Raw genomic sequence first — 12,421 nt, 5'->3', positions numbered from 1 at the left:
AGCGAATTTTAAAATAAGTAAATTTACTTAAGAAAGGAGTTTTTTAGACAAAACAAAGCCTCACAAGCAGTTTTTGTTCGTTACAGAACGGGGAACCAGTTTTGACGACACAATGACCTAGCTGCACCTGTCGATAGGCTCTTAGAAATGACTACTTACACTTATACAATAGCGCAAATTGACTTGCGTTATTGTATAGGAGCCTGTCAGATCAGTAGATATAAGAGAGGAAGTTTTAGGAAAAACGAAGTCGAGTACCGCAAGTAGTCTTTGAGTTTGTTTCGGAATTTCGACTGCGTTTTGAGTGAGCAAAATTACCCCTTATATCTACTGATCTGACAGGCTCTAAGCCAACAAAATTTTTTATTTATAGATACATAATAGCTATTATCCTTCATATTTCTCAAAGCTTTGTAATTTTTTTGTTGTAATTTCATTTTGTCTCAATCATAGTTGGTCTAGTTTCAGATAGATCCTGAAGCTTATATCCTTGCATAAGTTAGATTGTTTATTTAAATCCTTTTATAAGTTCATTGATGTATAGCAACTTTCCTGAAATCACTCTTATTTCATCAGTTGGCTTCCGCACCAGGCCAAGACGCAATCTTACTTATTTATCAATTTTTTTATTTCTAGCTTTAGCTGGGTTTGCGTCTATATCAATTAAAAATTATATAAGTCGCACAACTTTCTTTTCTTTAATTGAACCAGAAGAATTAGTTTATGAAGATAAAATATTAACAGAAAACGCTACCGTAACGGTAAAAAAAGGTGATACCTTAAAATCTATACTTACCAAACAAGGTCTTACGTCAACAGAAATAGCACAAATCATTAAAGCAGTCACATCTAAGAATAATATAGCAGCTAGTTTAAAGATTGGACAAAAAATATCTTTTGATTACACATTAAATATTATTGAAAATGATGATGATCTAACCGCAGAGACTCGTACCTTAACTAAAGTAATCGTAGTGCTTGATAAAATCAATTCTGTAGAAATAATTAAAGTAGATGATAATTTTCTAGCTAAAAACACTGCTATCCCACTCAATAAATTTGTTGCAAAATCTTCTGTGATCATTAACAGCAGTTTTATTTCTGCACTAAAGGATCTTGGCCTTGGTGCTAATAATATAATAGAATTAGTTAATGCTTATAGCTATCAGATAGATTTTCAGCGACAAATTCAACGTGGAGACAAAATTACGGTCATTACTGAAAAATTTATGACTGAATCTGGTCAATTTTCACATCATGGTAAAGTTTTGTATGTATCTTTAAAATTGGCTGACAAAGAATATAATATATATCGTTATTCATTGCTAGGCGATGCTAATTACGGTTTCTTCTCTGAAGATGGTAAAAGTGTAAAAAGAAGCTTACTGAAAACACCGGTAAATATTGTACGCGTTTCATCTCATTATGGTAATCGTAAACATCCTACCCTAGGTTTTACCAAACTACATAGAGGAATAGATTTTGCTGCACCAGATGGTACTCCAATTTACGCTGCCGGTGATGGCGTTATTACAGAAATAGGTTGGAAATCTGGTTACGGTAAATTTATTCAGATTAAACATAGTTCTAATTTATCAACTGCATATGCTCACGCTAGTAATTTTGCCAAGAATCTTCATGCAGGCAGTAAAGTTAAACAAGGGCAGGTAATAGCCTATGTTGGTCGTACAGGTAGAACTACTGGCTCGCATCTGCATTATGAAGTTAAAATCGCGGGCAAACATGTAAATCCTATGTCAATAAAAACTACTCCTGGGATTGAATTAACTGGCAAGAAATTAGCTCAATTCCAGAACTTTAAAAATAAAATTAGGGCTTTAAGTACTAAACTTGAAGCTACACCGATTCTTGCAGCAGACCGTGATGTTACTTTATCCGCACGCTAAGCGCTAGGCTTTGCGCATATTTCTGCGCGACGCTATGCTCATCAATCCTTCACTCTTCAAGGGGTATAATTCAAGTGTTTCGGCGTTTATTATTGCGATTACCACCGCATATTCGTAATCATGTTTTCATTATTTATCGTGCTTTTTCAATTATAATTAAGTTAATACTTATAGATCAAGCAATAAAATGGTGGTTTATCTCGTATTTAATTCAACAACCAGCAAGATTACTAAGAGTTACTAGTTTTTTAGATATAGTATATGTTTGGAACTACGGTATTAGTTTTGGCATATTTAAGAATTATCTTCAATATAGTAATATAGTATTCATAGTGCTTAACAGCATTATTATTTTATACCTATGCTACGGCTTATTAAAACTTAAATCTGTTACAAGTTTTTGGGGATATAGCTTTATTATCGGTGGTGCTATTGGTAATGTAATTGATCGTTGCTACCGTGGAGCAGTGTTTGATTTTATTTGTTTTCATTATCAAAATAATTATTGGTTCCCGGTGTTTAATCTGGCAGACAGCTTTATTTTCATTGGAGTGATGTTAGTATTATATGATCTTTATAAAACTAAAAAAAATATTGAAGAAAAAGAAAAACAAATTTATGATGACCTAGCCGCAAAAGCAGAAGCAATTCGTAATGCCAGCGATGCTAAAATTGATAAAAATAAGTAAATATATGCGTATGATTTTATTAGACTTCTTTCAAAAATCATTTATGGTAGCGAAATGTAGAGAGTTCATGAAACACAGATATATAACACACTCAACTATGTTTAAGATTCAAACAGCAGATAAAAGTAATCTATCACAACAAAAGTGGTTTTTTGAAAAAGGCATATTACAGGTTATGCTAATGCTAGCCTTACTGTCATCATGCAACAAGCGGGTAAAAGAAACTATAGGGATAGTGACTCCTGGTCCTGATGAATATCAGGTACAACGAAGTAAAGCGATTGATGTGCCACCACATTATTACTTACAAAAACCAATTGATACACCAATTGCAACAGATGTCAGTAAAGTATTAACACCGAATTCTGTAAATTTAGATGAAGCTGAGCAAGCTTTATTGAATGAAGTAAATAATAAATAATGACAAGGTTAATATCGGTTAAGTAATGACAGAAGTAATTGCTATAGAACAGTTAAAGCAATATATTAGTAAAATTGAAAAACTGGAACACTCTAAATTAGAATTAGCTGAAGATATAAAAGAAGTCTTTGCTGAAGCAAAAGCTAATGGATTTGATGTGAAAACCATGAAGCAAGTATTAAAATTAAAGAAGCTTGACAAGAATAAACTGGCAGAACAAGAAGCTATATTAGAGCTTTATAGACAAGCTTTAGATTTATAGCTTAAGACTTTCATATGTTTTAAAGAAGCATTAATGAGAGTGTTCAATGAACTGTGTCAAATTGTCAAGCTTTACGACAAAGTCGAAGCAATATAGAAAAACACGGTGTTAAAATTGACTGGACTGCTTCGACTAGCTACAGCCTTAGCTCAGACGAATCTTATTGACACAGTTCGTTGAATACTCTCGTTTTTCTGAATCAACTATGATTTGCTTCAGGCTTTTCGTTTCGTAGTGACGATGACAGTTGAGAGTATGCACGGTTTTTTTAATTTGAACATTAATATACCACATACAAGGCGTCATCACGAGGAGCCGCTAGACTCCGTGGTGATCTACAAATAAGTGCTAGTGTGCTAGTAAGAGAGAGACGTACAGGAAATAGAAAAAGCTGGATTGTTTCGATTTTTAACAAAATCTCAAGTAAGACGACATTTTTAAAAACCATGAACGATCACTAACAGTTTGGTGCAGTTCATTGAACCATATACGTCAAGTTAAGGAAAATTGATGCTCAAGCAAGACACGTGGAGTGTTTGCAAAGGCAGCTCATGCCGTCACTTTTTTCCTTTTAACTTGACATGTATGATTCATGAACATTTTCTCATTAATGCTATAATTTTTTTAACCTACCAACTTTTGCGTTTCCTTGACCTACATTTCTATTAATAACACAAATTATATCTCCTCACCATGGAATTATTTACTTCTTTTACTGAAAATTTATTATCACCTCCTATATTATTTTTTTCTCTTGGGGTTATCGCAGGCCTTTTAAAGTCAGATTTAGAAGTACCAGAACAAATTAGTCGATTTCTTGTCATGTATATAATGATGGCAATAGGTTTTAAAGGTGGAATCGCAATTGCAGAAACAAATACTATTAATAGCGCAGTTATTTTTACTATTCTTGCAGGTATGGGTACTGGTTTTATTCAGCCATTTATTGGCTATTATATATTGAAATTAACAACAAAGTTAGATGATTTGACAGCAGCAGCTGTAGCTGCTCATTATGGCTCTATAAGTATGGTAACATTTGTAACTGCTGTAAGTTTTTTGGGAATAAATTCTATTGTTTATTCAGGATATATTGTCGCAGTACTTTCTTTAATGGAAGCTCCAGCTATTGTAAGTGGTTTGTTAATTGCATATAAATCTCAGCCAAGAGTAGCAAAGGATAACCCTCAATCGCTATTGAAGCTTATGCAAGAAATAGCAACCAATGGATCAATATTGCTATTAATGGGGTCGTTTCTTGTAGGGTGGATGTCAGGAGCTAAAAGCATGGAAAAAATGGAAGGATTTTTAATCACTCCATTTTATGGAATCTTAACATTTTTCTTACTAGATATGGGATTACTAGTTTCAAGGCATTTATCTGATTTAAAAGAGTTTAATCTGAAGTTAGTTATATTTGGTATTGGCATGCCTTTAATAGGCGGAGTAATTGGTATAGCTTTGAGTGTGCTTATAGAGTTGGACTTAGGCACCGGCTTTTTATTTACAGTGCTAATTTCTAGTGCATCTTATATTGTAGTAACTGCAGCAATGCGTACTGCCTTGCCACAAGCTAAGGCAGCTATTTATGTACCAATGTCCCTTGCAATTACCTTCCCATTTAATATCACTATAGGAATACCAATGTATTTTGCTATGGCTCAGAAATTTCTAGGTTAAAATTTTTGTATCTATTCAGGGGTTTGGCAAACCGCAGATGTATGATATATACACTAGTCTTATTAACGCACTCGATGTCATCCCCAGCAACGGCGAGAATCTAGGAATAAAAGCCTCAAATGCTTAGATGTACGCTGGATTCCCGCCGTTGCTGGGAATAACATCGAGAAAGCAGTTTGTTGTCAAACTCACCATCTGTATACCTGATACATTAAAGGTTTGCCAGAGACGTGAAAGATACAAATTTTTTAATACAGAAGAGAAGTGGATAGCAATAGAGATAATTTTATACTAATTTGTGTGCTCTCTTTTTTAATCTACTAAGATTTAAACAAACACAAATCAGGTTTTATCTTTCTTTATCACTTGCAACTACCTCTGTTAAAGTTACCCCGATTTTACTATCTACTACTACTATTTCGCCTTTAGCAACAATTTTATTATTTACATAGACATCAATTGGTTCTCCTACACCACGCTCAAGCTCTATTACAGCTCCACGACCAAGTTTCAATATATGACTAAGCTGCATTGTAGTTCTTCCTAGTACTACTGAAACTTGCACCGGCACATCATATAACGCTTCTAGTGTTAGTTCTTGATCCACATTATTATTGTCTTTTGTCATATTTTTTCCTATAATTATTATACTGTATTCTTTAGTTGAGCTAATATCTTTGTAATTTCTTCATCAAGTTGTGCTTGATTATATTCCAAGCAAGTATTAGACCATTCAACTTTGCAATCGTTGATACCCATAGTATCATCAGTAACTATTTGTATATTCTCTTTTAATTTATCTGGTAAATTATCTAAACGCAGAACATTAGCACAATATTCCTGTCTAGTGGAGTGTATTGTCAACTTAATTTGTCCTTCCTTATAAAACTTTTTGATACTACTTAATAGCTCTGTATGCACTATTTGTTCAAAATTTACCGGTAAAATCACATGTAATTTTTTAGCAATTTCATTAAGAATATGAACTGATATTGTTGCTATTTGTGTATCAATACTAGCAGATGGCACAATTGTTAATAATTGCTGTTGTATAAGCTCAAGAAAATTATTATCAGTCTTTAAACTATCAATTATGGGTTCATATTGAATTTTTGCCTCTGCAAAACCTTTATTATAACCTTCCAATTTAATTTGCTCAGTATCAATTGAAAATGTATCATGTTGTTCTTGATCTGCAAAAGAATCAATCACTCCATCCTCTGTATTGATAATAGTATGTAAATGCTGAGTAACAACGCTATTGATCAATTCTTCCTGATTAGAATCAACATTATTATCACTAATATTGACTACCGCAGTTTTAGGTAACTCACGAAAAACAAATTTGCTATATTTGTGCATAATCTACTATGTTATAAATTCATCTTTACTATCAACGACAACATCTATCTCACCATTATTAATAAGCGCTTTTGCTATATTAACAATCTCGGTACGAGCTAAATCTACTTCTCTCACTCTGATAGGACCAATAGCTTCTAATTCTTCTAATATGATTTTTGCTGCTCGTTGCGACATACTAGCAAATATAACTTTTTGTAAAGCTTCTCCTGCACCCTTTAATGCTATAGTTAACCTTGATTTTTCAACGTTACGTAATAATTTTTGTATTCCTTTTGCATCAATTTTTACCAAGTCTTCAAAAGTAAACATTAAATCTTTAATACGAACAGCAGCTTCAGGAGAACTAGACTCAAGCATAGCCATATACTTACTTTCACTATTACGGTCTAAGCTATTAAATATTTCAGCTATCATTTCAAAACTATCATATTCTTGTGTTCTACCTATACTACTAATAAACTCAACTCGTAATATTTTTTCAACTTTTTCTAAAACCTCAGTTTTTACATTTCCAATATTTAATATTCTAGTAATAACCTCAAAAGCAAAACTATCAGGCAGATGACTCAGTACTTTGGCCGCTTGTTCAGGCGCTAATTTTGATAATACTAAAGCCGCCGTTTGTGGATGTTCATTACGGAAATATAACGCCAACATTTCTTCACTAACATTCCCTAATTTTTCCCAAGTATTTCTACCTTGTGGACCACGTATCTCATCCATTAATGATTGAACATGGTCTTTATCTAGGACTTTTTCCAACAATCTTTCCGTAGTATGCAAATTACCTAAAAATATAGCACTCTCTGTTAAATCAGTATGCAATTGTCCTAATAATTTATCCACTACTTCTGGATTAATAGAACCTAAACGTGACATTGCATGAGATATTTCTTTGATTTCTTCTTCAGTCATTAGAGAAAATATCTTGGTAGCATTTTCTTCTGACATTGACAAAAGTACTATCGCTACCTTTTGGGCTCCAGTTAATCTAAAAATATCTTTAGCAGCAATACTCATAGTTATTTCCCTTCATCTAACCATTTTCTTAAGACATTGAGCATTTCTTGTGGATAAAACACTACAAGTTCATTAATACGTTGCGTATTAGCTTCAGATTTCAAGGAAGTTCGTTCGCCAACTTTTCCAGAGTCATACGCCTCGCTACCACCTCCAGGCATACCGCCACCGCCTCCTACATCAAAGGAAGATGTAGCCATATCTCCTGATATTCCAAGACCTGTTAACAAATTATCATTAGCGCGTTTTACTTCAAATGCTTTTAAAGTAATAGGTCTAATTACCGTCACTAAAATCAATACTACTACAACAGCAAACACTAAAGTTTGGAATAGATTAGGTAGCTCGTCTTTTAACCAATGAGGCTCTTCTTCTGTGTCGAATAGATTAAGATCACTGTTAAATTGCATGTTTATAACTTCTATTTTATCTTTACGCTCCGCATCAAAACCAACTGCTACTTTTACTAAATTAGTAATTTTTTCAATTTCGTCATTACTTCTTGGAATATAGTCCGTTTTCTGAGTTTCAGCATTAGGTTTGTAAGTACCATCAACCAGCACTCCAATAGATAATTTAGTAACAACACCACTTTCACTAATTTGGTTTTTAACAGTTCTAGATATTTCATAATTGGTGGTCTGATCGCTCTTTTCGGTAGTAGCAAGATTTTGATTTTGCGCTCCTCCAGCACCACCACCAGGTATATTATTGGCTACCGAGATATCAACATTATCTTCACCACCTACGGGAGTACTTTCTCGTTCGTCCATAGTTTGCACTGAACGTATTACCGCACTATCAGGATCATATGATTCTGTATTAATAACTGTGCGATCGAAATTCATTTCTACCGCTACTTGAGCTTTAGCTTTACCAGCCCCCAAAGATTGTTCTAATAAATCTTCTATCACTTTTTTTAATCTATTTTCGTAGGCGACGCGATATTCTTCACCACGAGCGCCAGAAAATTCTGCTTCTTCATCTTGAGCACCAAGCTTGAGAGATTTACCGTAGCTATCTACAATTGTCACATTTTTGATATCTAAACCTGGTACAGCAGTGACTATAAAGTGACTTACAGCATCCACCTCAGCTTTATTAAAGTTTTTTTTGTTTTTAAAGCGAATTATTACAGAAGCACGAGGATCCAAACGCTCTTTAGAGAAAATCTCTTTCTGTGGCAGCACTAAATGCACTCTGACCTTATCCACTTGTTCGAAAGAAGCAATAGTTCTAGCAATTTCTCCCTCAAGCGCCCTAACCATCTTAACATTCTGCGAGAAATTAGTAGTACCAATACTATCTTCCTTGTCAAAAATCTCGTAACCAACTATTGAACCCTTATTAGGTATCCCTGCTTGAGCTAAATTTACTCTAGCCTTTACTACTTGATCTCTAGGCACTTTGATAGTATGACCATCATCTAACAACTGATATGGTATATTTTTACTCTCAAGCTCTTGTATAATTTTACCGCTATCTTCTGCTTCTAATTCTGAATACAGCAAAGCCATATCCTTACCAGAGATTTTTGAGATGTACACTATAAATAACAAGACAAAAGTCAGTATACCTAGGCAAACAGCCGCAAGTCGTACATGACTCATATCTTTAAAAAATTGAATTATAACTGGCATCAATAACAGCTCTCAATTCAAATTAATGTTGAATAAAAACTTACTCTAAAAACAAAACTACTTTATCCAGTAAGTTACAGGATTTGGATGTGCTACATCCTCGATCAAATATCGCAGTCCCATGGTTACTCTAAGTATTAACCATATTAAAATGCACATACTTAATACTACTTGCATAACCGAAGTAGCATTTATCGTCATCGATATTACAGTGCCCACTACCCATATAGCAAATGTTCTTATTATAAATGAGTAGTGACTAATAAAAATATCATCTTTTGTGTTATTACGATTGTAATAGGACACAATTGCCCCGATTATAGGCAATAATGGCGCCACGCTTCCACATAAATAAAAAACGTAGATGATGATAAGATTTTTTTTTCCTGGCTGCAAGTACTGTTTAATTTCATCATTCATTTTATTTTAGCTTACATAATCTTACAACAAATATCTCATACCACAATCGTGTTTAAGTAAACATACTTAAATTATTCAAGAGTGTTCAATAAACTGTGTTAATTAAGGTATAAGATTAGCCATTGTTCATTGAATACTCTCGAATGATTCAAAAAACAATTTTTGAGAGTAGTGTAGTATATAATAGACGAAGGTCAAAATTGCAGAAGCGCTAGGAGTCGTAGAGTCGAAGCGCAGAGCGTACATAAGTTTGCTGCGCACTAGAGATCTCTAACGACGACAACGCAATTCTCAATTTTCACCGAGTATATACCACAGTATGCATAACACTACCCTGTCTGATATATTCTATTTCACTATCAGTAAAAACTTGTAAAATTACTTCTATTGTATCTTGGACACCATCTTGCCTTTTAATCACGCATTGTAAACGTTGATATGGTTCAATAGAATCTTTTAAGCCATTAATTTCTATTTCTTCTGAACCAGTAAGCTTGCAGTCTTTTCTAGTTAAACCATTGGCAAAAACTATTGGCAACACTCCCATACCAGCCAAATTCGATCTATGTATGCGCTCAAAGCTTTCAGCAATGACTGCTTTCACTCCCAGTAAACTAGTTCCCTTAGCAGCCCAATCTCTAGAAGAACCAGTACCATATTCTGCACCCGCTATAACCACAAGCGGTATTGAGCGTAGTTTATAATCCATAGCAGCATCATATATACTCATCTGTTGCTGGGTTAATTGATTGATCGTCACTCCTCCTTCTATTCCAGGGCACATTTCATTTTTTATACGACCATTAGCAAAAGTTCCACGCATCATTACTTCATGGTTACCACGCCGTGCACCGTAAGAATTGAAATCCGCTTGCATAACACCATGATTCATTAAATATTTTGCTGCTGGACTTGCTTTATTAATATTACCGGCTGGTGATATATGATCAGTAGTAATTGAGTCTCCAAAAATTGCCAATATTCTTGCAGATTTAATATCACTAAGACTTAACATAGCTTTTTCAATATTTTCAAAATAAGGTGGATGATTTATGTATGTGCTATTTTTATCCCAATTATAAGTACTGCTTTTTGCTATTTTTAAGCTTTGCCAATATTGATCTCCGGTAAATACCTGACTATATTTAGCTTTAAAAATCGCTGAAGATAAAGATTGATTGATATATTCCTTAATCTCTTGCTGAGTTGGCCATAAATCTTTTAGGTAAACATCATGGCCATTACGATCGACAGCAAGAGCCTGAGTCTGTAAATTAAGATTGATACTGCCAGCTATAGCATATGCTACCACTAAAGGCGGTGATGCAAGGTAATTAGCGCGCACAGAAGCATGTACTCTACCTTCAAAATTTCTATTACCGGATAATACTGAAGCTGCAACTAACTGATTATTACTAATAGTATTATCTATTTCAGGAGCTAACGGCCCGGAATTACCGATACAAGTAGTACATCCATATCCAACTAAATTAAAACCCAATTTATTTAAATATTGGTCTAATCCACCAGCAGCAAGATATTCAGTAACAATTTGAGATCCTGGAGCTAGAGATGTTTTAACCCATGGTTTTGATAGTAAACCTAAATTGCAAGCCTTTTTGGCTAACAATCCGGCGGCAACCATTACTGAAGGGTTAGAAGTGTTAGTACAGCTGGTGATCGCTGCAATTACTACATCACCATGCCCTAAACTAAAATCTTTACCAGCCACTGGGTATTTCTTAGTAATATCTTGATCACCTTTAGCTAAAGAAGGTAATTCTGTTTTAAAATTACTAGTGATGTTGCTAAGGTTTACTCGATCTTGAGGACGCTTAGGCCCAGCTAGCGAGGTTTCTAAAGTAGATAAATCGAGAGCTAAAACATCAGTATATTCTGGGGCATCATTAGAATCACGCCACAATAAATTAGTTTTTGCATATTCAGTTACTAGTTTAATCTGTTGAGGATCACGTGCTGTCAAATGTAGGTACTTGATTGTTTCATTATCAATTGGAAAGAAGCCACAAGTTGCTCCGTACTCAGGCGCCATATTCGCAATCGTAGCTCTATCTGCTAAACTTAAAGCATCAAGACCCGGACCAAAAAACTCAACAAATTTGCCGACTACCCCCTTCTTCCTTAGCATTTGTGTTACCGTCAACACCAGATCAGTAGCAGTGCTATTACCCTTTAATTCACCGGTTAATTTTACTCCCACTACTTCCGGTAAAATCATCGGCAAAGCCCTACCTAACATTGCCGCTTCAGCTTCGATGCCACCTACACCCCAACCAAGAACCGATAAACCGTTAACCATCGTGGTATGGCTATCAGTACCAACTACAGTATCCGGGTAAGCTAAGGTTTCATTATTATATTTTTGAGTCCACACAACTTGCGCTAAATATTCGAGATTAACCTGATGGCAAATACCGGTACCGGGAGGTACTACTCTAAAATTATTAAATGTTTGTTGTCCCCATTTCAGAAATTCATAACGTTCCAAATTACGTTGCATCTCTAGTTCAACATTTTTCTTAAAAGCTTCCGCAGATCCTGAATAATCCACTTGTACCGAGTGATCAATTACTAGATCTACTGGTATTAATGGATTAATTGTTAGTGGATCTTTTTGTAGTTTCTTGACAGCATCACGCATCGCAGCAAGGTCTACTACTGCTGGAACGCCAGTAAAATCCTGCATTAATACCCTAGCTGGCATAAATGCTACCTCTGCATCTGATTTTTTTTGTTTCAACCATTCCTTAAACGCCAGTAATGATTGTGGGTCTTGATTGGTTCGTATTACATTCTCAAGCAAAACTCGTAATGAGTAAGGTAATTTATTGACTTCAAGACCTATGTCGCTTGCTGCCTTTTTTATGTCACACATGACATATGTATGACCATCTATGTCTATTTTGATGGCGTATTTTGGGTTATAAGGACTAGACATTAGCTTCTCCTCTGTATGTTATTATAGAAATATTGTAATTTATTTATTTTGCCTTATC

General features: G+C 34.6%; 11 protein-coding genes. 5 read left to right on the top strand and 6 right to left on the bottom strand.

Features of this window, described 5'->3' with window-relative positions; genetic code table 11:
* The first annotated feature begins 536 nt into the window (after positions 1 to 536).
* The 5 genes from Trichorick_RS04180 to Trichorick_RS04160 all read left to right on the top strand — a co-directional run bounded on the left by Trichorick_RS04180 (position 537) and on the right by Trichorick_RS04160 (position 4,959).
* Positions 537 to 1,907, top strand: a complete 1,371-nt coding sequence (locus Trichorick_RS04180) for a M23 family metallopeptidase (protein ID WP_323737779.1) — start codon at positions 537 to 539, stop codon at positions 1,905 to 1,907.
* 110 nt (positions 1,908 to 2,017) lie between these two features.
* Positions 2,018 to 2,596: a signal peptidase II gene (gene lspA / locus Trichorick_RS04175; RefSeq protein ID WP_323738872.1), complete on the top strand. Its 579-nt coding sequence runs from the start codon at positions 2,018 to 2,020 to the stop codon at positions 2,594 to 2,596.
* A 67-nt stretch (positions 2,597 to 2,663) separates the two neighbouring features.
* A complete protein-coding gene (locus Trichorick_RS04170) occupies positions 2,664 to 3,017 on the top strand; it encodes a DUF3035 domain-containing protein (protein WP_410250233.1) in 354 nt (117 codons plus the stop codon).
* A 25-nt stretch (positions 3,018 to 3,042) separates the two neighbouring features.
* Positions 3,043 to 3,279: a DUF2312 domain-containing protein gene (locus tag Trichorick_RS04165; protein WP_323737778.1), complete on the top strand. Its 237-nt coding sequence runs from the start codon at positions 3,043 to 3,045 to the stop codon at positions 3,277 to 3,279.
* Between the two features lie 693 nt (positions 3,280 to 3,972).
* Positions 3,973 to 4,959, top strand: coding sequence for a sodium-dependent bicarbonate transport family permease (locus Trichorick_RS04160; RefSeq protein WP_323737777.1), 987 nt, complete (start codon positions 3,973 to 3,975; stop codon positions 4,957 to 4,959).
* 349 nt (positions 4,960 to 5,308) lie between these two features.
* Here the strand turns inward: Trichorick_RS04160 and fliN are convergent, their stop codons facing one another.
* The 6 genes from fliN to acnA form a co-directional block, all read right to left on the bottom strand.
* Complete coding sequence (fliN, locus tag Trichorick_RS04155; protein ID WP_323737776.1) at positions 5,309 to 5,587, bottom strand: flagellar motor switch protein FliN; 279 nt, start codon at positions 5,585 to 5,587, stop codon at positions 5,309 to 5,311.
* A 17-nt stretch (positions 5,588 to 5,604) separates the two neighbouring features.
* Positions 5,605 to 6,321, bottom strand: coding sequence for a FliH/SctL family protein (locus tag Trichorick_RS04150; protein ID WP_323737775.1), 717 nt, complete (start codon positions 6,319 to 6,321; stop codon positions 5,605 to 5,607).
* A 6-nt stretch (positions 6,322 to 6,327) separates the two neighbouring features.
* Positions 6,328 to 7,344, bottom strand: a complete 1,017-nt coding sequence (gene fliG / locus Trichorick_RS04145) for a flagellar motor switch protein FliG (RefSeq protein WP_323737774.1) — start codon at positions 7,342 to 7,344, stop codon at positions 6,328 to 6,330.
* Between the two features lie 2 nt (positions 7,345 to 7,346).
* Positions 7,347 to 8,984 carry a flagellar basal-body MS-ring/collar protein FliF gene (fliF, locus tag Trichorick_RS04140; protein ID WP_323737773.1) on the bottom strand — a complete coding sequence of 546 codons (1,638 nt, stop codon included), beginning with the start codon at positions 8,982 to 8,984 and terminating at the stop codon, positions 7,347 to 7,349.
* A 57-nt stretch (positions 8,985 to 9,041) separates the two neighbouring features.
* On the bottom strand, positions 9,042 to 9,404 hold the full coding sequence (locus Trichorick_RS04135) for a hypothetical protein (RefSeq protein WP_323737772.1): 363 nt from the start codon (positions 9,402 to 9,404) through the stop codon (positions 9,042 to 9,044).
* 298 nt (positions 9,405 to 9,702) lie between these two features.
* Entirely contained in the window at positions 9,703 to 12,363 is a 2,661-nt protein-coding gene (acnA, locus tag Trichorick_RS04130) for an aconitate hydratase AcnA (protein ID WP_323737771.1), read from the bottom strand.
* Positions 12,364 to 12,421 lie beyond the last annotated feature (58 nt).

The organism is Candidatus Trichorickettsia mobilis, assembly GCF_034366785.1.
GTDB lineage: Bacteria > Pseudomonadota > Alphaproteobacteria > Rickettsiales > Rickettsiaceae > Trichorickettsia > Trichorickettsia mobilis_A.
This window is presented reverse-complemented; position numbering and strand designations above follow the sequence as displayed.